The sequence below is a fragment of the Streptomyces sp. FIT100 genome, from assembly GCF_024584805.1.
GTDB lineage: Bacteria > Actinomycetota > Actinomycetes > Streptomycetales > Streptomycetaceae > Streptomyces.
Genome location: NZ_CP075715.1, coordinates 2,468,141 through 2,491,907, shown reverse-complemented (window position 1 = coordinate 2,491,907; position 23,767 = coordinate 2,468,141). Strand labels below are relative to the sequence as shown.

23 protein-coding genes are annotated in these 23,767 nt (G+C 72.3%); 20 read left to right on the top strand and 3 right to left on the bottom strand.

The annotated features are described in order from the left end of the window. Positions 1–22: 22 nt before the first annotated feature. The 3 genes from KK483_RS10895 to KK483_RS10885 are packed head-to-tail and all read left to right on the top strand — an operon-like array spanning position 23 to position 2,321. The gene (locus KK483_RS10895; protein ID WP_262005031.1) at positions 23–382 is read left to right on the top strand and encodes a histidine triad nucleotide-binding protein; all 360 of its coding nucleotides are present in this window, start codon (positions 23–25) and stop codon (positions 380–382) included. 17 nt (positions 383–399) lie between these two features. Beyond that, positions 400–1,311, top strand: coding sequence for a ribonuclease Z (locus KK483_RS10890; RefSeq protein ID WP_262005030.1), 912 nt, complete (start codon positions 400–402; stop codon positions 1,309–1,311). Positions 1,312–1,328: 17 nt separating this feature from the next. Then, positions 1,329–2,321: an adenosine deaminase gene (locus KK483_RS10885; protein WP_262005029.1), complete on the top strand. Its 993-nt coding sequence runs from the start codon at positions 1,329–1,331 to the stop codon at positions 2,319–2,321. 40 nt (positions 2,322–2,361) lie between these two features. Here the strand turns inward: KK483_RS10885 and KK483_RS10880 are convergent, their stop codons facing one another. After that, positions 2,362–3,699: an MFS transporter gene (locus KK483_RS10880; RefSeq protein WP_262005028.1), complete on the bottom strand. Its 1,338-nt coding sequence runs from the start codon at positions 3,697–3,699 to the stop codon at positions 2,362–2,364. A 262-nt stretch (positions 3,700–3,961) separates the two neighbouring features. Here KK483_RS10880 and KK483_RS10875 point away from each other — a divergent pair, with 262 nt between their 5' ends. The 11 genes from KK483_RS10875 to era all read left to right on the top strand — a co-directional run bounded on the left by KK483_RS10875 (position 3,962) and on the right by era (position 13,759). Continuing rightward, entirely contained in the window at positions 3,962–5,113 is a 1,152-nt protein-coding gene (locus KK483_RS10875; RefSeq protein ID WP_399013855.1) for a PfkB family carbohydrate kinase, read from the top strand. Between the two features lie 151 nt (positions 5,114–5,264). Next, positions 5,265–6,281, top strand: a complete 1,017-nt coding sequence (locus KK483_RS10870) for a PhoH family protein (protein WP_262005027.1) — start codon at positions 5,265–5,267, stop codon at positions 6,279–6,281. A 13-nt stretch (positions 6,282–6,294) separates the two neighbouring features. Beyond that, entirely contained in the window at positions 6,295–6,792 is a 498-nt protein-coding gene (gene ybeY, locus KK483_RS10865; protein WP_262005026.1) for an rRNA maturation RNase YbeY, read from the top strand. A 10-nt stretch (positions 6,793–6,802) separates the two neighbouring features. Further along, positions 6,803–8,071 carry a hemolysin family protein gene (locus tag KK483_RS10860; RefSeq protein WP_262005025.1) on the top strand — a complete coding sequence of 423 codons (1,269 nt, stop codon included), beginning with the start codon at positions 6,803–6,805 and terminating at the stop codon, positions 8,069–8,071. Further along, complete coding sequence (locus KK483_RS10855; RefSeq protein ID WP_262005024.1) at positions 8,068–8,421, top strand: MmcQ/YjbR family DNA-binding protein; 354 nt, start codon at positions 8,068–8,070, stop codon at positions 8,419–8,421. The genes KK483_RS10860 and KK483_RS10855 overlap by 4 nt, the downstream gene beginning before the upstream one ends. Positions 8,422–8,522: 101 nt before the next feature. Further along, positions 8,523–8,876, top strand: a complete 354-nt coding sequence (locus KK483_RS10850; protein ID WP_262005023.1) for a cytidine deaminase — start codon at positions 8,523–8,525, stop codon at positions 8,874–8,876. Next, complete coding sequence (locus tag KK483_RS10845) at positions 8,873–9,310, top strand: hypothetical protein (protein ID WP_262005022.1); 438 nt, start codon at positions 8,873–8,875, stop codon at positions 9,308–9,310. Before KK483_RS10850 ends, KK483_RS10845 begins: the two co-directional genes overlap by 4 nt. Before the next feature lie 338 nt (positions 9,311–9,648). After that, a complete protein-coding gene (locus KK483_RS10840) occupies positions 9,649–10,137 on the top strand; it encodes a hypothetical protein (protein ID WP_262005021.1) in 489 nt (162 codons plus the stop codon). 226 nt (positions 10,138–10,363) lie between these two features. Beyond that, entirely contained in the window at positions 10,364–11,716 is a 1,353-nt protein-coding gene (locus KK483_RS10835; RefSeq protein ID WP_262005020.1) for a beta-xylosidase, read from the top strand. 102 nt (positions 11,717–11,818) lie between these two features. Further along, positions 11,819–12,778, top strand: coding sequence for a DUF916 domain-containing protein (locus KK483_RS10830; protein WP_262005019.1), 960 nt, complete (start codon positions 11,819–11,821; stop codon positions 12,776–12,778). Positions 12,779–12,799: 21 nt separating this feature from the next. Continuing rightward, positions 12,800–13,759, top strand: coding sequence for a GTPase Era (era, locus tag KK483_RS10825; RefSeq protein ID WP_262005018.1), 960 nt, complete (start codon positions 12,800–12,802; stop codon positions 13,757–13,759). Positions 13,760–13,894: 135 nt separating this feature from the next. Here era and KK483_RS10820 read toward each other — a convergent pair whose 3' ends face one another. Further along, positions 13,895–14,161 carry a protealysin inhibitor emfourin gene (locus KK483_RS10820; protein ID WP_262005017.1) on the bottom strand — a complete coding sequence of 89 codons (267 nt, stop codon included), beginning with the start codon at positions 14,159–14,161 and terminating at the stop codon, positions 13,895–13,897. A gap of 34 nt (positions 14,162–14,195) precedes the next feature. Continuing rightward, positions 14,196–15,260 (bottom strand): M4 family metallopeptidase, encoded by a 1,065-nt coding sequence (locus KK483_RS10815; protein WP_262005016.1) that lies wholly within the window; start codon positions 15,258–15,260, stop codon positions 14,196–14,198. 296 nt (positions 15,261–15,556) lie between these two features. On the opposite strand from KK483_RS10815, the gene leuA reads away from it, so the two are divergent. The 6 genes from leuA (at position 15,557) to KK483_RS10785 (ending at position 22,908) form a co-directional block, all read left to right on the top strand. Continuing rightward, a complete protein-coding gene (gene leuA, locus KK483_RS10810) occupies positions 15,557–17,326 on the top strand; it encodes a 2-isopropylmalate synthase (protein WP_262005015.1) in 1,770 nt (589 codons plus the stop codon). Between the two features lie 160 nt (positions 17,327–17,486). After that, positions 17,487–18,230 (top strand): TerB family tellurite resistance protein, encoded by a 744-nt coding sequence (locus KK483_RS10805; RefSeq protein ID WP_262005014.1) that lies wholly within the window; start codon positions 17,487–17,489, stop codon positions 18,228–18,230. A gap of 105 nt (positions 18,231–18,335) precedes the next feature. Next, the gene (locus KK483_RS10800; RefSeq protein ID WP_262005013.1) at positions 18,336–18,479 is read left to right on the top strand and encodes a hypothetical protein; all 144 of its coding nucleotides are present in this window, start codon (positions 18,336–18,338) and stop codon (positions 18,477–18,479) included. A gap of 121 nt (positions 18,480–18,600) precedes the next feature. Then, complete coding sequence (locus KK483_RS10795) at positions 18,601–20,751, top strand: MMPL family transporter (RefSeq protein WP_262005012.1); 2,151 nt, start codon at positions 18,601–18,603, stop codon at positions 20,749–20,751. 154 nt (positions 20,752–20,905) lie between these two features. After that, a complete protein-coding gene (locus KK483_RS10790; protein WP_262005011.1) occupies positions 20,906–22,225 on the top strand; it encodes a sensor histidine kinase in 1,320 nt (439 codons plus the stop codon). A 53-nt stretch (positions 22,226–22,278) separates the two neighbouring features. Beyond that, entirely contained in the window at positions 22,279–22,908 is a 630-nt protein-coding gene (locus KK483_RS10785) for a response regulator transcription factor (RefSeq protein ID WP_360436532.1), read from the top strand. Positions 22,909–23,767 lie beyond the last annotated feature (859 nt).

Below are 23,767 nucleotides of genomic sequence, written 5' to 3'. Positions count from 1 at the left end.
GAGTCGTGAAGGGGCCCGGACCATGGCGGGAGAACCGCAGGCCGACTGCCTGTTCTGCAAGATCGTCGCGGGGGAGGTGCCCGCCACCGTCGTCCGGGAGTCCGAGACGACCGTCGCCTTCCGCGACATCAACCCGCAGGCGCCGACCCATGTGCTCGTCATCCCCAAGGCGCACTACCCGGACGCCGCCAGCCTGGCCGCGGCCGAGCCCATGGTCGTCGCCGACATACTGCGCGAGGCCGCCGAGGTCGCGGCCGAGGACAAGGTGGACGCCTCCGGCTTCCGTGTCGTCTTCAACACCGGTTCGGGCGCGGGCCAGACCGTCTTCCACGCGCACCTGCACGTCCTCGGGGGCCGCGGCTTCAACTGGCCGCCCGGCTAGACCGCCCGGACCACCCCATGTCCGTACGCGAACTCGTCGTCCTCGGCACCGCCAGCCAGGTCCCGACCCGGCACCGCAACCACAACGGCTATCTGCTGCGCTGGGACGGCGAGGGCATCCTCTTCGACCCGGGCGAGGGCACCCAGCGGCAGATGCTGCGCGCGGGCGTCGCCGCGCACGACATCGACCGGATCTGCGTCACGCACTTCCACGGCGACCACTCGCTCGGCCTCGCCGGGGTGATCCAGCGCATCAACCTCGACCAGGTCCCGCACCCGGTCACCGCGCACTACCCGGAGAGCGGGCAGAGCTTCTTCAACCGCCTGCGGTACGCCACCGCCTACCGCGAGACGGTCCCGCTCACCGAGGCCCCCGTCGCGGGCGGCGGGGGCGTGCTCGCCACCACCCCCGCGTACACCCTCGAAGCGCGCCGGCTCTCCCACCCCGTCGAGGCGTACGGCTACCGCCTCACCGAGCCCGACGGCCGCCGCATGCTGCCCGACCGCCTCGCCGCGCACGGCCTCCAAGGGCCCGACGTTGGCCGTATCCAGCGCGAGGGCGCCTTGGGCGGGATCACGCTCGACGAGGTCAGCGAGGTGCGGCGCGGACAGCGTTTCGCTTTCGTCATGGACACCCGGCTGTGCGAGGGTGCGTACGAACTCGCCGACGGCTGCGACATGCTGGTCATCGAGTCGACCTTCCTCGACGAGGACCACCGGCTCGCCACCGACCACGGCCACCTCACCGCCGGGCAGGCGGCCCGGGTGGCGCGCGACGCGGGCGTACGGCACCTCGTCCTCACCCACTTCTCCCAGCGCTACAGCGAACCAGGGGAGTTCGAGCGGCAGGCCCGCAGGGCCGGCTTCGACGGCGAACTCTCCGTGGCCCAGGACCTCGTGCGGGTCCCCGTACCCAAACGCGAACTCTGAACCCCGAGCGAGTACCGATGCCCCTTCCCAAGGCCGAACTGCACCTCCACATCGAGGGCACCCTCGAACCCGAACTCGCCTTCACCCTCGCCGAGCGCAACGCGGTCCGGCTGCCGTACGCCGACGCCGAGGACCTCCGCAAGGCGTACCTCTTCAGCGACCTCCAGTCCTTCCTCGACCTGTACTACGGACTGATGGCGGTCCTGCGCACCGCCGAGGACTTCACCGAACTCGCCGACGCGTATCTCGCGCGGGCGGCGGCGCAGGGCGTACGGCACGCCGAGATCTTCTTCGACCCGCAGGCGCACACCGCCCGGGACGTCCCCATCGGCACCGTGATCGAAGGGCTCGCGCACGCGCTCGACCGCGGCGAGGAGCGGCACGGCGTCTCCACGCAGCTGATCATGTGCTTCCTGCGGGACCGGTCGGCCGAGTCGGCGATGGCCACGCTCGACGCCGCGAAGCCGTATCTGCACCACATCAGCGGCGTCGGCCTCGACTCGGCCGAGGTCGGGCACCCGCCGGCGAAGTTCCGCGAGGTGTACGCCGCGGCCGAGTCCCTGGGCCTGCGCAAGGTCGCCCACGCGGGCGAGGAGGGCCCGCCCGCGTACATCGCGGAGGCCCTGGACGTGCTCGGCGTCGAGCGCATCGACCACGGCCTGCGCGCGATGGAGGACCCGGACCTGGTGGACCGGCTGGTGCGCCGGCAGATCCCGCTCACGCTCTGCCCGCTGTCGAACGTCCGCCTGCGCGCCGTGGACACGCTGGAGGACCACCCGCTGCCGGCGATGATGGACGCCGGGCTGCTGGTGACCGTGAACTCCGACGATCCGGCGTACTTCGGCGGCTACGTCGGCGACACCTTCCACGCGGTCCGCGAGGCGCTCTCCCTCAGCCACGACCAGCTCCGCACCCTGGCCCGCAACTCCTTCCAGGCGGCCTTCCTCGACCACGACGAACCCCGCCGCGAGCGCTACCTCGCCGAGGTGGAGTCCTACACCTTCGACTGAGCGGAGCCGCTCCCCCCGGCCCTTGCGCGGCGGCCCCGCGTCAGGAGGCGAGGGCCTTCGACGCGCGGTCGCGGACGGCGCGGCGGCGAGGGCGCAGCGGGGGCGGGATCTCCGCCACCTGCTGCTCGGGTGCGCCGATCTGCGGGACGCGGGTGCCCGAGGGTGCCGCGCCCGCGACCACCGCCGCGGGGTTGCCACCGCGGCGGCGGACCGCGCCCGGGACCAGGGGGCGGCCGGAGGTGTGCAGGGCCACGGCGGTCATCGGCGCCGCCACGACCAGCAGCAGCCCGCAGAGCACGAGGCCCATCCCCGGATACCCCGCGTACTCCGACAGGAGGCTCCCCGTCACCGGCCCGCACGCCACGCCCAGCGACGACGCGGAGCCCACCAGCACGGCCCACCGCCCGCGCGGGTCCAGCGACGCGGCCAGGCCGATCAGATAGGAGAGGACCACCGGGTAGAAGACGTTCCAGAGCACCTCGCCGACCGCGAAGTCCAGCAGACCCCGCGCCGACGAACTCACCACGATGCAGCCGCCGATCAGCACGGTGCCGGCCCCGATCGGCACCGCCCGCCCCAGCCGCGCGCCGAGCGCACCCGCGCCGATCACGCCCGCGAGCCCGGCGCCCAGGCCCACCGCGAAGACGGCGCCGACGGTGACCTCGCTCAGCCCGGCCTGGGTGGTGCCGATCCGCCCGCTGACGCCCCACAGGGCGTTCTGCGCCATCGACCAGCAGAACATCGCGGCCGCGAGCACGGCGCCCGGGCGCCGGCGCGGCAGCGGCGCCTCCCGGGCGCCGGTGGCGAGCGGCACGGCGGTGGAGCGGCCGGCCACACCGCCACCGCCGGCGCCGTCCAGCCGCCCCGTCGCCGGCCACACCACCGCCGCCGCGGCCAGCGCCGCGAACGGCAGCACGTGCCCGCCCCCGAGCCGCGGAAGGGTCAGATAGAGCGCCCCCGCCGTCGCCGACACCGCCAGCAGCCCCAGCGACGACGCCCGGTGCGGATCCCGCTGCGCCGCGATCCCGGCCGCGGCGACCGCGGTCGCCGTACCCGAACCGAGCCCGCCGACCGCCACCCCGGCCACGACCAGCGGCACGTACGCCGTCAGCGCCGCGGCGCCGTACCCGCCGACGGCCAGCAGCAGACCCGCGCGGGACAGCCGCCGCGGCCCGTACCGGTCCACCCGCGAGGCCAGGACGAAGCCGGCGACGGCGGAGTGGAGCAGCAGCGTGGAACCCACGAGTCCGGCTTCGGCGGGGGTGAGTCCGAGCCCGGCGGAGAGCCGTCCGACGACGGTCGGCAGGAGATACGCGGCGAGGTAGCCGGCGGCGAAGACGGCGACCAGGGGCCACGCGGCGCGCGTGCGCGAAGGCATGGGCGTTCCCAGGAACAAAGGGGGTGGAGGAGGGGGAGCGCCCGGTGTTGCACGGGAACGCGGGCCAATTTGTATCAAGCACGACCGGCCCCGGAGAAGTCAGGATTGTGTGACCTGGGACACATGTGGTTTGCATGGGTGGGGCCCGGGTAACCGAAGGCGCTTCTTGTGTTCGCGACACCTCGTCACGGCCCGGAAATCAGGCACACTGGCCAGATCCGCACCACTGCGTACCGCTCCGCACCGTATTCCGGGAGCCACCGTGACCACCCGCGACGGAGAGCACCAACACATCCCCGGCGTCCCCCCGTTGGGCGAGCGCGTCGACCCGCTCGGCGCGGTGCGCGCCCCGGGCGACCCCGAGTGGGACGTCTTCCTCACCGGCACGGTCTTCCTCGACATCATCTTCACCGGCCTCGACAGCGCCCCCGTCCGCGGCACCGAGTCCTGGGCCCGCGGCATGGGCTCGAGCCCCGGCGGCGTCGCCAACATGGCCACCGCGCTCGCCCGCCTCGGCCTGCGCACCTCCCTCGCCGCCGCCTTCGGCGACGACCACTACGGCGAGTACTGCTGGGGCGCGCTCGAACAGGGCGAGGGCATCGACCTGTCGAGGTCCCGCACCATCCCCGGCTGGCACTCCCCGGTGACCGTCTCCATGGCGTACGAGGACGAGCGGACGATGGTCTCCCACGGCCACGAGGCCCCGCCCCCGGCGCCCCCCGGCGGCGACTCCGCCCCGCTGGCGGGCGGCGGCCCGCCGCGCGCCCGGGCCGCCGTCGCCTCCCTCGCCCCGGGCCGCCGCCAGCGCTGGATCGCCGACACGGCCGCCCACGGCGCCCGGATCTTCGCCGACACCGGCTGGGACGACACCGGCCGCTGGGAGCTCGCCGCCCTGCCCGACCTGGAGCTGTGCGAGGCGTTCCTGCCCAACGCCCAGGAGGCGATGCGCTACACCCGCACCGCGTGCCCGCGCGCCGCCGCCCGGGCGCTGGCCGAGAAGGTGCCGCTCGCCGTCGTCACGCTCGGTGCGGAGGGCGCCTGCGCGGTCGACGCGGCCACCGGCGAGACCGCGGAGGTCCCGGCGATCGAGGTGGAGGCGCTGGACCCGACCGGCGCGGGCGACGTCTTCGTGGCCGGCTTCGTCACGGGTACGCTCGCGGGCTGGCCGCTCGCCGACCGGCTGGCCTTCGCCGGGCTGACCGCCGCGCTGTCGGTGCAGGAGTTCGGCGGGTCGCTCTCCGCCCCCGGCTGGTCGGAGGTGGCCGCCTGGTGGCAGTACGTGCAGGGGTGCTCCGACCAGGACCCGGAGGGGCTTGCCAGGTACGCCTTCCTCGGCGGGCTGCTGCCCGAGACCTGGCACCCGTGGCCGCGGGCACGCGCGGTCCCGACGATCGGCTTCGGCCGCTGCGGATGACGCACTCGCTGCGGATGACACACTCCGTGCCGAGCCGTGACGAAAAACGCTTCGGGAGTGTCAGTGCGGGGTCGTACGCTTGGTACTCCAGAGGTTGTCGAGCAGCGAGAACCCTGCAACGGGAGGTATGTGCAGGCCACAGAGCCGGCCCATGACTCAGACACCCACAGCCCAGACCTCCGCGCCGGGGCAGGCGCGAGCCCAGTTCACCGTCCCGGCCAAGCATCCGATGGTGACCGTTCTCGGTTCGGGTGACGCCCTGCTGCGCGTCATCGAAAAGGCATTCCCGGCGGCCGACATCCATGTCCGGGGCAATGAGGTCAGCGCCGTAGGCGAGGAGCGGGAAGTCGCTCTGATCCAGCGCCTGTTCGACGAGATGATGCTGGTGCTCCGCACCGGACAGCCGATGACGGAGGACGCAGTGGAACGCTCGATCGCCATGCTCAGGGCGAGCGAGAACGGCAACGGACCGGAGGAGACCCCGGCCGAAGTCCTCACGCAGAACATCCTCTCCAGCCGCGGCCGCACCATCCGCCCCAAGACCCTCAACCAGAAGCGCTATGTCGACGCCATCGACAAGCACACGGTCGTCTTCGGCATCGGCCCCGCCGGTACGGGCAAGACGTATCTGGCCATGGCCAAGGCCGTCCAGGCGCTCCAGTCCAAGCAGGTCAACCGGATCATCCTGACCCGGCCGGCCGTCGAGGCGGGCGAGCGGCTCGGCTTCCTGCCCGGCACGCTCTACGAGAAGATCGACCCCTATCTGCGACCGCTCTACGACGCGCTGCACGACATGATCGACCCGGACTCGATCCCGCGCCTGATGGCCGCGGGCACGATCGAGGTCGCCCCGCTCGCGTACATGCGCGGCCGCACGCTCAACGACGCGTTCATCATCCTCGACGAGGCGCAGAACACGAATCCGGAACAGATGAAGATGTTCCTGACGCGGCTCGGCTTCGAGTCGAAGATCGTCATCACCGGCGACATCACCCAGGTCGACCTGCCCGGCGGGACCAAGAGCGGTCTGCGTCAGGTCCGGGAGATCCTGGACGGCGTCCCGGACGTGCACTTCTCGATGCTCACGTCGCAGGATGTCGTCCGGCACAAGCTCGTCGGCCGTATCGTCGACGCGTACGAGCAGTACGACAACCGAAACGGGAAGTAGACCCAAGAGCACCATGTCGATCGACGTCAACAACGAGTCCGGTACCGAGGTCGACGAGCAGGCGATCCTCGACATCGCCCGGTACGCGCTCGCGCGGATGCGTATCCACCCGCTCTCCGAGCTCTCCGTGATCGTCGTGGACACCGACGCCATGGAGCAGCTCCACATCCAGTGGATGGACCTGCCGGGTCCGACCGACGTGATGTCCTTCCCGATGGACGAGCTGCGCCCGCCGGCCAAGGACGAGGAGGAGCCCCCGCAGGGGCTCCTCGGCGACATCGTCCTCTGCCCCGAGGTCGCCGCCAAGCAGGGCGAGGAGGCGGCGACCCAGCACTCCATGGACGAGGAGCTCCAGCTCCTCACCGTCCACGGCGTGCTGCACCTGCTCGGCTACGACCACGAGGAGCCGGACGAGCGCGCCGAGATGTTCGGCCTCCAGGCGGCGATCGTCGACGGCTGGCGGTCGGAGAAGGGGCTGACCGGCCCCTCTCCGGCGCCGACCGTCTCATGAGCGTCCGCCCATGAGCGCCCAGCTGATCATCGGCGCGGTCCTCCTCGTCGTCGTCGCCTGGCTCGCCGCCTGCGCCGAGGCGGGCCTGGCCCGCGTCTCCAGCTTCCGCGCCGCCGAGGCGCTGCGCTCGGGCCGGCGCGGCGCCGAGCGGCTCGTCCAGGTGGCGTCCGACCCGGTGCGCTATCTCAATGTGGCCCTGCTGGTGCGGGTCGCCTGCGAGATGGCGGCCGGGGTGCTCGTCACCTACGCCTGCCTCCAGGAGTTCCCCGAGACCTGGGAGGCGCTGGCCGTCGCGATCGGCGTGATGGTCCTCGTCTCCTTCGTCGCCGTCGGTGTCTCCCCGCGCACCATCGGCCGCCAGCACCCGCTGAACACGGCGACGGCCGCGGCGTACGTCCTGCTGCCGCTCGCCCGGGTCATGGGCCCCGTGCCGCAGCTGCTGATCCTCATCGGCAACGCGCTCACCCCCGGCAAGGGCTTCCGCAAGGGCCCGTTCGCCAGCGAGGCGGAGCTGCGTGCGATGGTCGACCTCGCCGAGCAGGAGCAGCTGATCGAGGACGAGGAGCGCCGGATGGTGCACTCCGTCTTCGAGCTCGGCGACACGCTCGTGCGCGAGGTCATGGTCCCGCGCACCGACCTGGTGGTCATCGAGCGCTACAAGACCATCCGCCAGGCGCTGACCCTGGCCCTGCGCTCGGGCTTCTCCCGGATACCGGTCACGGGGGAGAACGAGGACGACATCGTCGGGATCGTGTACCTGAAGGACCTCGTCCGCAAGACGCACATCAAGCGCGACGCCGAGGCCGAGCTGGTCTCCACGGCGATGCGCCCGGCGGCGTTCGTGCCGGACACCAAGAACGCGGGGGACCTGCTGCGCGAGATGCAGCAGGAGCGCAACCACGTCGCCGTCGTCATCGACGAGTACGGCGGCACGGCCGGGATCGTCACGATCGAGGACATCCTGGAGGAGATCGTCGGTGAGATCACCGACGAGTACGACCGGGAGCTGCCGCCCGTGGAGGAGCTCGGCGACTCCCGCTACCGGGTCACCGCCCGGCTCGACATCGGCGACCTCGGGGAGCTCTTCGGCCTCGACGAGTTCGACGACGAGGACGTCGAGACGGTCGGCGGGCTGCTGGCCAAGTTCCTCGGCCGCGTCCCCATCGCGGGCGCGACCGCGGTGGTCGACCTCCCGGACGGCCGCGCCCTGCGGCTGACCGCCGAGTCCCCGGCCGGCCGGCGGAACAAGATCGTCACGGTGCTGGTGGAGCCCGCGTGAGGCCCGACCGGCTGAAGGCGCTGTGCCTTGAGCAGACCGCGGCGGTGGAGGAGTTTCCCTTCGGCCCCGAGTTCTCGGTCTTCAAGGTCGCCGGGAAGATGTTCGCCCTCACGGACCTGGCGGCGACCCCGCTGACGGTGTCGCTCAAGTGCGACCCGGACGAGGCGGTACGCCTGCGGGCCGCACACCCGGCGATCGTCCCCGGCTACCACCTCAACAAGCGCCACTGGAACACGGTGACGGTGGGGGAGCTGCCGGCCCGCATGGTCCGCGAGCTGATCGAGGACTCGTACGACCTGGTCGTGGCGGGCCTGCCGAAGGCGGAGCGGCTGCGCCTGGACCGGCCCTGACGGCGAGGCCGGACGGCAGGGCGTGATGCCAGGGCTTGACGCCAGAGCCCGAGACCAGGGCCTGGCGGCCCCGCCGCTGAGCCCCGTCCTATGCTCGGCACATGACTGAGAGCACCGAGCTTGGCCCCGAGGACCGCAAGATCGTCACGCTGGCCCGCAGCGCACGCGCCCGCAACGGCGTTCAGGAGGGCGCGGCGGTACGGGACGAGACCGGCCGTACGTACGTCGCGGGCACCGTGGCCCTGGAGTCGCTGAAGCTCAGCGCGCTGCAGACCGCGGTCGCGATGGCGGTCGCGAGCGGTGCGAAGTCCCTGGAGGCCGCGGCCGTGGTCACCGAGGCCGAGACGGCGACGGACGCCGACCGCGCGGCCGTGCGCGACCTGGGCGGCCCGGGAACCCCGGTCCTGCTGGCGGGCCCCGACGGCACGGTGCGGCTCACGCTCCAGGCCGGATGAGCCGCCCCCGCTCGGTATTCCTATGGGTGGTGCTGGTCCTCTCCGGCATCACCGGCATCGGCAACCTGATCGAGCGGGCGGTGACGGACAGTCCCGCCGAACCTCTCGACCTCTGGCCGTGCGTGGCGGCCGCGTACGCCGCCGACGAACTGTTGCGCCACCGCGGCAGCAAGCGCCCGGCCCGGGCAGCCGCAGCCGTCGGCGGCTCACTGCTCGTCGCGATCTGCTGCTGGGCAGGCGGCTCGGCGGTACGTGATCTGGTGCTCGGCCGTGACACCGACTGGTTCGGGCTCGGCCTCGGCGTCCTCGGTGGGGGCCTCGCCGTCGTCGGGGTGCTCTCCTGGCGGACTGAGCGGTACGAGCGTCGCGCACGGAACGAGCACAACGAGCGAGACGAGCAGGACGAGCGGTCCGCGGCAGGCTCCGCCTACTGACCGGACAGTAGTCACTGTCCGCCAAGTCCCTGAAGAATCAAGGGACTTTCCCTTGCAATCGCTGCTCCGCTGCGTATCAATGAACACCAGTTCTTCCGACGGACCGTCAGATTTGCTCGGGCGGCCGGGTGCGGGGCGCAGAGCCGCAGCCCCGTGCCGTGTTCGGCCGCCCTCGTTCCGTGCGGCGTGCGCACCCCGCCCCGTGGACGGTCCGCGCACACCTCCACGCAGCCCTGCAGCGCCGTGCCCGAAGGTGGGCCCGGTGGGACACCACTGCGCGGACGTGTGCGCCCTCATGCGGCAGACGACCGACCCCCTGACAAGGGAAGGGAAACCCAATGAGACGCACCAGACTCGGCATCGGCACGGCAATCGCAGCGGGCGCCCTGGCCGTGACCGGCCTGGCCTTCGCACCGACCGCCATGGCGGTGATGCCGGCGACCGCCACGGCGACCTACGACTGCGGCTTCTTCGGCGGCGGTACTGCTCAGCTCGATGCCGTGCAGTCGGGCAGCAGCATCACCATCACGGTCACGACCGCCGTCACGACCCCGCTCCCCATCCAGCCGGGCGACGCGGCCACGACACTCAGGCTCGCCCTGAACGGCTCCGGCCAGGCCGTTTTCTCGGGCAGCAACAACCCTCAGATGGATGCGGGTGACCCGTACAACAGCGGGCCGCTGACCAGCTCCACCAGCTTCGTCACGGGTGACTCGCTCGATTCCCTCGACCCGGGCGTCGGTCCCGGCCTCTCGCTGACGATCTTCGGTACGACCGTCGACTGCGACGCCGTGACCGACCAGTCGGCCCCGTTCGTCGCCAGCTGACCCCGACCGGGACGCTCAACGGCCGCTGCCGCCGCACCAATCGGCGGCAGCGGCCCACCGGCGTTTTGTCATCCGGTGAGTACCGATCGTCCCGCAACCGCGGGGAAGTTGACAGTATCTGATGACCCATCAGTCGGTACATTTCGATTCCATTGACTTCTTCCGCCCGCCACCCGTCAATGTCCCCCACCCACACACACCTGACCCACACACCTGAGGGGGCACCATGGCGATCCTGGGTCCACCGAGCCGAAGATCTGCCGGCCGAAGACGCCGTCTGGCGGCCGTGCTGGGGGTGACGGCGCTCGCGGTCACCGGGGGAGGGCTGCTGGCGCCGCCGGCCGCCGCGATGGCGACGGCGTCGGCGGCGGTGGACTTCCCCACGCACTGCATTCCGCCGCCCATCGCCGGCATCCCCCCGATCGACGGCACCACCACCGCCGAGATCACTGTCGACAACGCCGCCCCCGAGGTGGGCGACACGGTGAAGGTGACCTACAAGGTGGTCAAGCCGGCGGCCGGCAACCCCGTCGACATCGACCTGCCCGCCGACATCATGACCCCCACCGGCAAGGTGACCCTGACCGGCGCCCAGACCGGCTCCGTCACTGTCACCGGGCCCAAGAAGAACCCCCCGGTGCCAGGGCTCGCCGAGTTCCCGCCGTTCGAGATGACCGGAACGTTCACGGTCACCGCGCCCGGCGAGATCAAGCTGTCCCCGGGCGACTACAACATCCACACCAGCTTCGTCCTGGAGCTGGACACCCCCTGCACAGTGACGAATCCACCCGCCCCCGTCTCCGAGACGATCACCGCGACGGACGGCGGCGGCCCGGTCAACGAGCGCACGATCACGCTCAGCGCGGCCTCCGGGAAGCCCGGCGAACGCGTGACCGTCACCGGCGCCAAGTTCACCCCGAGCACCGATGTCACCGTCGCCGGCTGGAACGGCTCCGCGCCGACCGCCGACAAGGTCACCGCCAAGTCGACGGCCACGGGGAGCCTCACCTTCCGGCCGAAGATCAACGATCCGGCGACCGTCGGCATCGTCGCGTTCGAGGGCGCGAGCTGGGACCCGGCGAAGGGCGCGGGCCCGGCCGCGTACACCCTCATCGGCGATGTGCCCCCGCTCAGCCAGCAGCTCGGCACCATGGTCAGGAACGGCGTCCTGTCCATGACCCAGGCCGGCGACAGCGTCCAGCTGTCGACGGTCGACTTCGGCACCGGTGGCGCCTCCACCGGCGCGCTGCACACGGTGACGGTCAAGGACTTCCGCGGCGGCCCCGCGGGCTGGTCCCTGACCGGCAGGGTCACCGACCTCACCGGACCCGGCGGGGCGAAGATCGACGCCGGGAAGCTCAGCTGGACCCCGTCCTGCACGACCAAGGCGGGCAGCCCCAGCACCTGCGCCGCCGGTTCCCCGGGAGCGGTCGGCAGCGCGGGCGCCACCCTGGCGTCGACCCCCAACGGCGCTTTCACCGGCGGTGAGTTCACCGTGGACGCCGGGCTCTCGCTCGACGTACCGGCCTTCACACCGCCCGGCACATACGCCGGCGTGCTCACCCTCACCCTCACCTGACGCCTCCCCCTCACGTCAGGCATCCGCACCCGCACGGTGGGCCGGTCCCAAAGGACCGGCCCACCTTCCATCCGTTCCGTGTTCTCAGGGGGTTCCCCGCACATGCCCAGACCGAGGCTGTACGCAGCGGTCCTCGCCGCCGCCGTCGTCCTGCTGGGGCTGCTCGCGCCCGCTCCGGCCCACGCCGCCGACAACGGCCGCTGGTCCGTTTACCCCGCCGCGCCCTCCGACGCCGCCGCCCAGCGCCCGTACTTCTATCTCTCGACCGACCCCGGCAGCCGCATCGAGGACAAGGTCACCGTCACCAACAAGTCGGCCGAGCCCATGACCTTCCGGCTGTACGGAGCCGACGCGTACAACACCGTGCGCGACGGCGGCTTCGCCGTGCGCACCGAGAAGGAGCGGCAGCGCGGTGTCGGCGCCTGGCTGAGGACCGCCCGGCAGAAGGTCACCCTCCCGCCCGGCGGCACGGCCACCGTGCCGTTCACGCTCACCGTCCCCGAGACCGCCGAACCCGGCGACCACCCGGGCGCCCTCGTCGCCCTCGACGAGCGCGTCGAGCCCGGATCGGGCTCCCTCGCCGTCGGTGTCCAGCGCGCCGTCGGCGCCCGGGTCTATCTGCGGGTGACCGGCCCGACCGTGGCCGCGCTGTCGGTCGAGGACGTGAGCTACGAGCCCGACCGGCCGCTCGTGCCCGGCACGGGCAGGAGCCGTGCCCGTATCTCGTACACCCTCCACAACCGCGGAAACGTCACGCTCAACCCCCGGGCCGCCCTGCGCGCCGAGGGCCTCTTCGGCCGCACGCTCCTCGCCCGCGAGCTGACGGAGCTCCCCGGCGAGCTGCTGCCCCGCCAGAAGATCCGCCTGACGGAGAGCTGGGCGGACGCACCCCAGCTCGACTGGGGCGAGGTCACCGTCACGGCACGGGCGCGCGACGTGCGCGAGTCCGCCGCCGCGTCGTTCTTCGTCGTGCCCTGGCTGGTCGCCGCCGTGCTGCTGGCGGCGGGCACGGGCGCCGCGGTGTGGCTGCGCGTACGGCTCCGGAGGGTGCGCGGTACGTGAGGGCCCCGGGGATCGGGGAGAATGGCCCGCATGAGCGTTCACACCCCTGGTTCCGAGGCCGCCCCGCACCGCGCCGGCTTCGCCTGCTTCGTCGGCCGTCCCAACGCGGGCAAGTCCACCCTCACGAACGCTCTGGTCGGCCAGAAGGTGGCCATCACCTCCAACCGTCCGCAGACCACCCGCCACACGGTCCGCGGCATCGTCCACCGCCCCGACCTGAACGCGCAGCTCGTGCTCGTCGACACACCCGGTCTGCACAAGCCGCGCACGCTGCTCGGCGAGCGGCTCAACGACGTCGTCCGCACCACCTGGGCCGAGGTCGACGTGATCGGCTTCTGCCTGCCGGCGAACGAGAAGCTCGGCCCGGGTGACCGTTTCATCGCCAAGGAACTGGCCGGGATCAGGAAGACCCCGAAGGTCGCGATCGTCACCAAGACCGACCTGGCCGACTCCAAGGCGCTCGCCGAGCAGCTGCTCGCCGTGGACCGGCTCGGCCAGGAGCTCGGCTTCGAGTGGGCGGAGATCGTGCCGGTCTCCGCCGTCGGCGACAAGCAGGTCGCGCTGCTGGCGGATCTGCTCGTGCCGCTCCTCCCGGAGAGCCCTCCGCTCTACCCGGAGGGCGACCTCACCGACGAGCCCGAGCAGGTCATGGTCGCCGAGCTGATCCGCGAGGCCGCGCTGGAGGGCGTACGGGACGAGCTGCCGCACTCGATCGCGGTCGTCGTCGAGGAGATGCTGCCGCGCGAGGGCCGCCCCGCGGACCGGCCGCTGCTCGACATCCACGCGAACGTCTACATCGAGCGCCCCAGCCAGAAGGGCATCATCATCGGCCCGAAGGGCAGCCGCCTCAAGGAGGTCGGCATCAAGTCCCGCAAGCACATCGAGGCGCTGCTGGGCACGCCGGTCTTCCTCGACCTGCATGTGAAGGTCGCGAAGGACTGGCAGCGGGACCCGAAGCAGCTGCGCAAGCTCGGCTTCTGACCGCCGCGGCCCGGGGTCCGGGGCACTGCCCCCCCCAGGGCCCCAGGGCCCCAGGGCCCCAGGCCCCCAGGCCCCCAGGCCCCCAGGGCTCCGGCAACCTCAGGAGCCCGGGACCCCCCCAGGGCTCCGGCAACCTCAGGAGCCTTCCTTCAGCACCATCGAGATCAGCTTGCGCTGCTTCTCGGTGAGCCTCGGGTCCGCGCAGTAGACCGTCTTGCCGTCCACCGTCAGCTGGTACTGGAAACCGTCCGGGACCCCCACCGGCGGCGTGCCCCGGCCGTCGGCCACGGCCTGTTCGGCCAGGGCGTGCCATTCCCGGGCGTCGGGGCGGCCCGAGGTGTCGACCTCGGCGAGCTTCTCGATGCCGGCGAACCCACCCGTGCGTCGCACTTGAATACGCATGGCTCCTGTCTAGCCTGTCTCGCGCCGCTCCGCGTCAGTTGGCGGATACACCCACCTGCGACCACGCCTTCAGCACCGCTTCGTGCTCCTCGCCCTCGCCGTACCGTGCGGCCGCCGCGGCGACCGTGGCCGTGGCGAAGTCCGCGAAGGAGGCGTCGACCTGGAGCGCGCCGCCGGTCAGCACGTCGTACCAGACCTGCCCGGCCCGCTCCCACGCCCTGCCGCCGAGCTGCGTGGCGAGCAGGTAGAAGGCGTGGTTGGGGATGCCCGAGTTGATGTGCACCCCGCCGTTGTCCTGGCCCGTGCGGACGTAGTCGTCCATCGTCGCGGGCTGCGGGTCCTTGCCGAGCACATCGTCGTCGTACGCGGAGCCGGGCTCCTTCATCGAGCGCAGCGCGACGCCCGTCACGCGCGGGGCGAGCAGGCCGGCGCCGATCAGCCAGTCGGCCCGGTCGGCGGTCTGGTCGAGCGTGTACTGCTTCACCAGGGAGCCGAAGACGTCCGACACGGACTCGTTGAGCGCGCCCGACTGGCCGAAGTAGCTGAGGTTCGCCGTGTACTGGGTGAGACCGTGGGCCAGTTCGTGGGCGATGACGTCGACCGGGACGGTGAAGTCGAGGAAGATCTCGCCGTCCCCGTCGCCGAAGACCATCTGCTCGCCGTTCCAGAAGGCGTTCCCGTAGTCCTCGTCGTAGTGCACGGTCGCGAGCAGCGGCAGGCCCTCGCCGTCGACCGAGTTGCGCCCGTACGCCGACAGCAGCAGCTCGAACGTGGCACCCAGGCCCGCGTACGCGCGGTTGACGGTCGCGTCCCGGCCCGGCTCGTCGCCCTCGGAGCGCACCTTCGTGCCGGGAAGCACGGTGCCGTGCTCCGCGTCGTGGATCGTGCGCTGCGGCCCCTCGACGACCTCCTCGGAGGGCGGCGGGGCGCCGACGACGGTCGTCAGGCGCCGCGCGGTGCGCTGGGCGGCGTCCGTGACCAGGGTGCGGCGGGCGGCGGCGGCGAGCGCCGGGTCACCGGAACGGGCGAGCCTGTCGAGCAGGTGCGGCGGCACGATGCCGCAGAAGACCGGCGTGAAAGCGTCCGTGAAGGAGTTCATGTCTGGCAATGTGGCACTGTGTCATTGCGGTGTCACGAGCAGCGACCATGATTAGTAAAATAGGGTGATCTGTCACATTTGCCCGTTACTCATCGGTCGTCCCGCATACTGAAACGGGACCGGCGCTCACGTCGAAGCTCGGCTAGGCTCGTTCGCATCATGCGTTTCGGGCTGCTTCTCCTTAGCTGCCGCGGCGAGGGCCTGTAGTCGTAGGCCGACCCCCTCCCCGCGGAGTGTGGTGCTGCGTTCGACAGTCGGCCGTCCCCTGGCAAGAGGACCCCGAGGAGCCCTACGCAATGTCTCAGTCGCAGTGGATCGGCCGCCCCACGCCGATCACCAACACGACGCACACCCAGAAGCCGTCCGGCATGCCGGTCCACAAGTACGGCCGGTACGAGGCCGTGGACATCCCGGACCGCACCTGGCCAGAGAAGCGGATCACCAAGGCGCCCCGCTGGCTCTCCACCGACCTGCGCGACGGCAACCAGGCCCTGATCGACCCGATGTCGCCGGCCCGCAAGCGCGAGATGTTCGACCTGCTGGTCCGCATGGGCTACAAGGAGATCGAGGTCGGCTTCCCCTCCTCCGGCGAGACGGACTTCGCGTTCGTACGCTCGATCATCGAAGAGGGCGCCATCCCGGACGACGTGACCATCTCCGTGCTGACCCAGGCCCGCGAGGACCTGATCGAGCGCACCGTCGAGTCGGTCGTCGGCGCCAAGCGCGCCACCGTGCACCTGTACAACGCGACGGCCCCCGTCTTCCGCCGGGTCGTCTTCCGCGGCTCCAAGGACGACATCAAGCAGATCGCCGTCGACGGCACCCGCCTGGTCATGGAGTACGCAGAGAAGCTGCTGGGCGACGAGACGGTCTTCGGCTACCAGTACAGCCCCGAGATCTTCACCGACACCGAGCTGGACTTCGCCCTGGAGGTCTGCGAGGCCGTCTGCGACGTCTGGCAGCCCGGCCCCGGCCGCGAGATCATCCTCAACCTGCCTGCCACCGTGGAGCGTTCGACCCCCTCCACGCACGCGGACCGCTTCGAGTGGATGTCGCGCAACCTGTCGCGGCGCGAGCACGTGTGCCTGTCCGTCCACCCGCACAACGACCGCGGCACCGCCGTCGCCGCCGCCGAGCTGGCGATCATGGCCGGTGCGGACCGTATCGAGGGCTGCCTGTTCGGCCAGGGCGAGCGCACCGGCAACGTCGACCTGGTCACCCTGGGCATGAACCTGTTCTCCCAGGGCGTCGACCCGCAGATCGACTTCTCGCAGATCGACGAGATCCGTCGCACCAGCGAGTACTGCAACCAGATGGAGATCCACCCGCGCCACCCCTACGCGGGCGATCTGGTCTACACCGCCTTCTCCGGCTCCCACCAGGACGCCATCAAGAAGGGCTTCGACGCCATGGAGGCCGACGCGGCCGCCCGGGGCCAGGGTGTGACCGTCGACGATCTCGAGTGGGCCGTGCCGTACCTGCCGATCGACCCGAAGGACGTCGGCCGCTCCTACGAGGCGGTCATCCGCGTCAACTCGCAGTCCGGCAAGGGCGGTATCGCCTACGTCCTGAAGAACGACCACAAGCTGGACCTGCCGCGCCGTATGCAGATCGAGTTCTCCCGCATCATTCAGGCCAAGACCGACGCCGAGGGCGGCGAGGTCACGCCGAAGGAGATCTGGTCGGTCTTCCAGGACGAGTACCTGCCCAACCCGGAGAACCGGTGGGGCCGCATCCAGCTGCGTTCCGGCCAGACGACGTCGGACACCGACGGCACCGACACCCTGACCGTCGAGGCGGTCGTCGACGGCGCCGAGACCGTCCTGACCGGTTCCGGCAACGGCCCGATCTCCGCGTTCTTCGGCGCGCTGGAGGCCATCGGCGTGGACGCCCGGCTGCTGGACTACCAGGAGCACACGATGAGCGAGGGCGCCTCCGCGCAGGCCGCCTCCTACATCGAATGCGCCATCGACGGAAAGGTCCTGTGGGGCATCGGCATCGACGCCAACACCACGCGCGCCTCGCTGAAGGCGGTCGTCTCGGCCGTCAACCGCGCGTCCCGCTGACACCCCCGCCGTCTTCGCTCCCGAACCCCCCGCCCCTGCCACAGGGGCGGGGTTCGGCCATGTCCCGGCGATGTGGTGCCGGGGTACTGACGCCACCTCGCCAATGTGGCTAACATCACGTCAACGCGGCAATGTTGCCGGACCGTTACGGAGGTGCGAGGTGCAGCCAAACCGCGGACGAAGCGGCCGAAAACCGCGCATCACCGGCCAATACGGTCCTCGCGGCCTACGCGCCCTCGGTCCCCGCGTCTTCGGTATGCGCACCTCCTGGACCACCGTCGGCGACGGCGAGTTCTTCTGCTCCGACTGCGGAGGCGACCGCAACTACCGTCGCCGCACCGGCCGTCGCCGCTTCACCGTCCTCGGCGTCCCCGTCCTCCCGCGCGGCCTCGCAGGCCCCATCGTCGAATGCGCCGCCTGTCACGCCCAGTACGGCACGGAAGCCCTCGACCACCCCACCACCGCCCGCTTCTCCGCGATGCTCCGCGACGGCGTCCACACCGTCGCCCTCGCCGTCCTCGCCGCGGGCGGCACCTCCTCGCGCACGGTCCGGGAGACCGCGGTCACCGCCGTCCGTGCCGCCGGCATCATCGACTGCACCGAGGACCAGCTCACCGCCATGATCGAGGCGCTCGCCGCCGACACCGGCCGCTTCGTCACGGACACCGGCCCGTGCGGCGCCGCCCTCGCCATCGAACTCCACGAGGCCCTGGAGCCGCTGGCCCCGCACCTGGCCCCGGCCGGCCGTGAGTCGATCCTGCTCCAGGGCGCGCGGATCGCGCTCGCCGACGGGCCCTACAGCACGGCCGAGCGCGAGGTGCTCACCACCGTCGGCAACGCGCTGCGGCTGTGCGCCGACGACACGGCGCGGCTGCTCGCGGCGGCGCGCGCGCCGTCGTCGTGAGCGGAGCCGCCCCCGGCGTCGTGACACGCCCGCCCCGCCCCGCGCGGCTGTCGCTGTCGTGACCGGAGCCGGCCGCGGCGTCGTGACCGGAGCGGCACCGTCGTCGTGAGCGAAGCCGTCACCGGCGTTGTGACCGGAGCGGTCACCGTTGTGACAGGAGCTGTCACCGGCGTTGTGACCGGAGCTGTCCTCGCCGTCGTGGCACGCCCCGCGCCGTCGTCGTACGAGGCCGTACTCCCCGAGGAGTAACGGACCCCGCCCGCCGCCCACGGGAGTAGCCCCCAACTCGCCCTGCGGCCCGACGAATCGCCCCTCCCGCGACGGGAGTCTGGTTCCCGTCCAGACACCGCTGCCGGAGGGAGGCCCGACCATGGGGGCCCCGACCACCTCGTACGACGCCGCACCGGACGCCCCGCCCGGCACCGGTCCGCGGCCCGTCCGTACCCGCCCCGCCGCCGCCCTGCCCTGGGTCGTCCTCGCCCTGTGGATCGCCGTCCTCGCCGTCGCCGGCCCCTTCGCGGGCAAACTCGCCGACGTCCAGCGCGACAACATCGTCGACTACCTTCCGGCGGGCGCGGACTCCACCCAGGTCGCCAGGGTCCAGCAGGAACTGCCGGGCGGCGAGGCCACCGAACTCGTCCTCGTCTACCACCGCGACGGCGGACTGACCGCCGCCGACCGGACCACCGCGGCCGGTCAGGCCGCCCGCATCGCCGCCGCCCACGACCTGATCGGCGGGCAGCCCAGGGGCATCCCGTCCAAGGACGGCACCACCCTGATGTACCCGGTCTCGACGACGGAGCCCGGCAACGACGAGAAGGCCAGGGCCGCCTTCGTCGAGGACGTACGCACCGCCGTCTCCGGCGACGGGGGCGACACGGCCGCCGGGGGCGGCGGGGGCGACCGGGCCGAAGGGGCCGCGGGGCTGACCGTCGAGGTCGGCGGACCCAGCGCCCTCCAGACGGACATGGAGGACGTCTTCGAGACCATCGACGGCACGCTGATGGTCGCGACCGTCATCGTCGTCGCCGTCCTGCTGATCCTCACCTACCGCAGTCCGTTCCTGTGGCTGGTCCCGCTGCTCGTCGTCGGCGTCGCCGCCCTCGCCACCAGGGCCGTCATCTACGGCCTCGCCCAAGGCTTCGACATCACCGTCACCAGCCAGAGCGCGGGCATCATGACCGTCCTCGTCTTCGGCGCCGGCACCGACTACGCCCTCCTCCTCGTCGCCCGCTACCGCGAGGAACTGCGGCGCGTCCCCGAGCCCTACGACGCGATGCGCGCCGCCCTGCGCGGCTGCGGACCCGCCGTCCTCGCCTCCTCCGGGACCGTTGCCGCGGGCCTGCTGTGCCTCCTCGCCGCCGACCTCAACAGCGCCCGCGGACTCGGCCCCGTCGGCGCGGTGGGCGTCGTGTGCGCACTGGCCGCCATGACCACCCTGCTGCCCGCCCTGCTCGTCCTCCTGGGCCGCAGGATCTTCTGGCCGCTGATCCCCCGGTACGGGAGCGAGGCCCCCCGGCGCCGCAACCTGTTCGCCGCCATGGGCAGCTCCGCGGGCCGCCGCCCGGTGGCCGTCCTGGCATCGGGAGCGGTGCTGCTCGGGGCGCTCGCACTCGGCGCGTTCAACCTGCCCGGCACCCTCAAGAACGAGGACAGCTTCACCGAGCGGCCCGAATCCGTCTCGGCCATGCGCACCCTGGCCGACGCCTACCCCGACCGCGGCGCCCAGCCCATCGGCGTCGTCGCGCCGGCCGCCGCCGCCGACCGGGTCCTCGCCGAGGTCCGCGCCACCGACGGCGTCGCCGCCGCCGAGCGCGGCCGCACAGCCGACGGCTGGACCGAGCTCTCCGTCTTCGCCGAGGACGCACCCGAGTCCCCCGGCGAGACCGCGACCATCGAGGCGCTGCGCGCGGGCCTCCAAGCCGACGGCGCGTACGTCGGCGGCGCCAGCGCCCAGCAGCTCGACCTGGAGGAGACCAACGCCCGCGACCGGCTGATCGTCATCCCCCTGGTGCTCGCCGCGGTCCTGCTCATCCTCGTCGCCCTGCTGCGCAGCCTCGTCGCCCCACTGATCCTCATCGTCGCCGTCGTCGCCGTGTGGGGCGCCGCGATGGGACTCGGCGGGCTCGTCTTCGAGCCGGTCTTCGGCTTCGCGGGCATCGACCCCGGGCTGCCGCTGCTGTCCTTCGTCTTCCTGGTCGCCCTCGGCGTCGACTACGGCATCTTCCTGATGCACCGGATGCGCGAGGAGGCCCTCTCCGGCGCGGAACCCGCGGCCGCGGCCCTGACCGCGCTGCGCACCACCGGCGGCGTCATCGCCTCCGCCGGTATCGTGCTGGCGGCCACCTTCGCGGTCCTGATGAACCTGCCGCTGGTCATGATGGTCGAGATGGGCTTCGTCGTCGCCGTCGGGGTCCTGCTGGACACCTTCCTCGTACGCACCTATCTGGTGACGAGCGCGAGCCTGCTGCTCGGCCGGCGGGTGTGGTGGCCGGGGCGGCTGTCCCGCCGTCGCGGCTGACCGATACGCCGCTGACCGATACGTCGCGGCTGACCGATACGCCGATACAGCTGACCGATACGCCGATACAGGGCGTGGCGCGGAGGGGGGCGAAGTTCCCCCTCCGCGGGAGCCCTCTTCGCACCCCGAGCACCACCACAGGGAGGATGGCCGCGTGGAACACCCCCGGACGAACACCGCAGCGGCGCAGAAGACGCGCCCCCGCCTGGGCGAGCGCATCCTCACCGCCGTCAGCCGCGACCCGCTGACCGTGCCGCACCGGCGCCGCAACGACGCGCTCATCGCGGTGGGCGCCGGCGTCCTGTCGGTCACCCTGGTGCTCCTGGTCCAGAACGACGGCCGCACCCCCGACCCGCTCGGCTGGGCCCTGCTCGTCGGCAGCGTCACGCCCCTGGCCTGGCGCCGCAGCCACCCGATCCCGGTCCTGTGCGCGGTGGTGGCGTGCATCATCCCCTACCACGCGCTCGACAACGCCCACACGGCGCCGCTGCCCGCCTCGACCCTCGCCCTCTACACGGTGGCCGCGACCGCCCGCCCGCTGTACACGCTGATCGTCGGCGTCGCCGTCAACGTGACCTCGGTGACGATCATGTTCAACGTCGGTGCCCACGAGGGCCTTGAGGCGCTGCGCACCTCGGGTTGGATCATCGCCGTCCTCTTCTTCGGCGTCGACGTCCGCATCTACCGCCGCTACATCGCCTCCGTCGTCGCCCGCGCCGAACGCGCCGAACGCACCAGGGAGGAGGAAGCCGCCCGCCGTGTCGCGGAGGAGCGGCTGCGCATCGCCCGCGACCTGCACGACCTCCTCGCCCACAGCATCACCCTGATCGGCGTGCAGACCTCGGTCGCCTCGCACGTCCTGACCGTCGATCCGGACCGGCTGGACCGCGCGGCGGTCGCCGAGGCCCTCGACGACATCGCAGAGACCTGCCGCACGGCGCGCGGCGAGCTGCGCGCCACGCTCCAGGTGCTGCGCGCCGGCAGCGACGGGGAAACCCCGTCGGACGGCCCGCTGCCCGGGCTCGACGCGCTGCCCGCCCTCGTACGGGCCTCCGGCGCCGTCCTCGACCTGCGGGCCCCGGCGGCCGCCGTGCCGCCCGCCACCGGCGCGGCCGTCTACCGCATCGTGCAGGAGTCCCTGACCAACGCCGTGCGCCACGCGGGGCCCGGGGCGCGGGTCCGCGTCGTTGTCGTCGCGGACGGCGCTGCGGGCGGTGCCGTTGCGGACGGTGCCGTGGCGGGCGCTGTGGCCGGTGCCGTGGCGGGCGTTGTGGCCGGTGACGTGCTGCGCCTCACGGTCACCGACGACGGCAGGGCTGGTGGCGGTGCGGCCGACTCCGGCGGCTACGGCATCGTGGGCATGCGCGAGCGCGCCCGCAGCGTGGGCGGCACCCTGTCGGCGGGCCCGCGCGCCGGCGGCGGTTTCGAGGTCGCGGCGCTTCTGCCGCTCCGTACCCAGGAGGCCCTGGCGTGACCATCCGCGTGCTGCTCGCCGACGACCAGACCCTCGTCCGCGCCTCGTTCGCGATGCTCGTCGAATCCGCCCGTGACATGGAGGTCGTCGCCCAGGCCGGTACGGGCCTCGAAGCCGTCGAACTCGCCCGCTCCGCCCGCGCCGACGTCATCGTCATGGACATCCGCATGCCCGAACTCGACGGCATCGAGGCCACCCGCCGCATCGCCGCCGACGACGACCTCGCGGGCGTCAGGGTCCTCGTCCTCACCACATACGACACCGACGACCACATCCTGGAGGCCCTGCGCGCCGGCGCCTCCGGGTTCCTCGTCAAGGACATCCGCCCGGCCGACCTGCTCGCCGCGATCAGAACCGTCGCGGCGGGCGACGCGCTCCTCTCGCCGGGCCCCACGGCCCGCCTCATCGCCCGGGTCCTCGCCGCCCCGGCCATCCCGCCGGTGGTCGGCCCCGGTCCCGGCACCGGATGCCTCTCCGACCGCGAACGCCAGGTGCTCGCGCTCGTCGCCCGCGGCCTCAACAACACCGAGATCGCCGAGACCCTGGAGCTCAGCCCTCTCACGGCCAAGACCCATGTCAGCCGCATCATGGGCAAACTCGCGGCACGCGACCGCGCGCAACTCGTCATCACGGCATACGAGTCGGGCCTGGTGACGCCGGGCGCGTCCGGCGGCGTCGACTGAGCCGTTGTTTTCTGTCCTCAGGCGCCGGACGGGCTGGGGTGTTGGGGTTGCCCGGTGTCGGGTTGGCACCCGGTGTTTTTGTCCTCAAGCGCCGGACGGGCTGGGGTGTTGGGGTCACCCGGTGGCGGGCGGTTGCCGTCCGGGTGGTGCTGCGGGGCTCGTGTTCGGGACGGCATGATTTACGTCGCGCGCCCACCCGGAGGCGTGTAGTCGTCCGGGATTTCGGCGCGCGCCACAAATCACGCTTGAGTGTCCCGAACCCGACCCCTCCGCGCCCCCCGGGCCAGGTCACCGGCGGTGGCCGACCCCGGTGGTCGGGTTGTGCCCACCCGTTCCGCCCTGCGGAACGCCTGCCCACAAGCCAGGTGGCCACCTCACGGTTGTGGGCAGTCGTCCCGCTGGGGCGGGACGGGTGGGCACAAACCACCCACCGGCCCGCAGACGGGCAACGACCCGCGGGTGCGACAACCACCCACTCACCCGCGCCCGGCGGGCGGCGCCGGGGCGGGGCCGTGCAGGGTCGGCCCCGCAGGAGGTGGCGGCAGGCACCGGGTTCGCAACCCGACAAAACCTGTAGGCCGCCGCCTCCGAGGAGTCGAGCCCGGAGGGGCCCCGCCCCGGACCACCCACCGGACACACCCCCAGCCCGTCCGGCGCTTGAGGACAAGAGCCCCGGGTGCCGACCCGACGCCGGGCAACGCCGCGCACCCCCAGCCTGTCCGGCGTTTGAGGACAAGAGCCCTGGGTGCCGACCCGGCGCTGGGCGACGCCGCGCACCCCCAGCCTGTCCGGCGTTTGAGGACAAGAGCCGCGGGTGCTGACCCGGCGCTGGGCGACGCCGCGCACCCCCAGCCTGTCC

Excerpts from the sequence above, each read along its gene's own strand:
- KK483_RS10895 (WP_262005031.1), top strand. The coding sequence starts at position 23 with ATGGCGGGAGAACCGCAGGCCGACTGCCTGTTCTGCAAGATCGTCGCG.
- KK483_RS10890 (WP_262005030.1), top strand. The coding sequence starts at position 400 with ATGTCCGTACGCGAACTCGTCGTCCTCGGCACCGCCAGCCAGGTCCCG.
- KK483_RS10885 (WP_262005029.1), top strand. The coding sequence starts at position 1,329 with ATGCCCCTTCCCAAGGCCGAACTGCACCTCCACATCGAGGGCACCCTC.
- KK483_RS10880 (WP_262005028.1), bottom strand. The coding sequence starts at position 3,699 with ATGCCTTCGCGCACGCGCGCCGCGTGGCCCCTGGTCGCCGTCTTCGCC.
- KK483_RS10870 (WP_262005027.1), top strand. The coding sequence starts at position 5,265 with ATGACTCAGACACCCACAGCCCAGACCTCCGCGCCGGGGCAGGCGCGA.
- ybeY (WP_262005026.1), top strand. The coding sequence starts at position 6,295 with ATGTCGATCGACGTCAACAACGAGTCCGGTACCGAGGTCGACGAGCAG.
- KK483_RS10860 (WP_262005025.1), top strand. The coding sequence starts at position 6,803 with ATGAGCGCCCAGCTGATCATCGGCGCGGTCCTCCTCGTCGTCGTCGCC.
- KK483_RS10850 (WP_262005023.1), top strand. The coding sequence starts at position 8,523 with ATGACTGAGAGCACCGAGCTTGGCCCCGAGGACCGCAAGATCGTCACG.
- KK483_RS10845 (WP_262005022.1), top strand. The coding sequence starts at position 8,873 with ATGAGCCGCCCCCGCTCGGTATTCCTATGGGTGGTGCTGGTCCTCTCC.
- KK483_RS10840 (WP_262005021.1), top strand. The coding sequence starts at position 9,649 with ATGAGACGCACCAGACTCGGCATCGGCACGGCAATCGCAGCGGGCGCC.
- KK483_RS10835 (WP_262005020.1), top strand. The coding sequence starts at position 10,364 with ATGGCGATCCTGGGTCCACCGAGCCGAAGATCTGCCGGCCGAAGACGC.
- KK483_RS10830 (WP_262005019.1), top strand. The coding sequence starts at position 11,819 with ATGCCCAGACCGAGGCTGTACGCAGCGGTCCTCGCCGCCGCCGTCGTC.
- era (WP_262005018.1), top strand. The coding sequence starts at position 12,800 with ATGGCCCGCATGAGCGTTCACACCCCTGGTTCCGAGGCCGCCCCGCAC.
- KK483_RS10820 (WP_262005017.1), bottom strand. The coding sequence starts at position 14,161 with ATGCGTATTCAAGTGCGACGCACGGGTGGGTTCGCCGGCATCGAGAAG.
- KK483_RS10815 (WP_262005016.1), bottom strand. The coding sequence starts at position 15,260 with ATGAACTCCTTCACGGACGCTTTCACGCCGGTCTTCTGCGGCATCGTG.
- leuA (WP_262005015.1), top strand. The coding sequence starts at position 15,557 with ATGTCTCAGTCGCAGTGGATCGGCCGCCCCACGCCGATCACCAACACG.
- KK483_RS10795 (WP_262005012.1), top strand. The coding sequence starts at position 18,601 with ATGGGGGCCCCGACCACCTCGTACGACGCCGCACCGGACGCCCCGCCC.
- KK483_RS10785 (WP_360436532.1), top strand. The coding sequence starts at position 22,279 with ATGCTCGTCGAATCCGCCCGTGACATGGAGGTCGTCGCCCAGGCCGGT.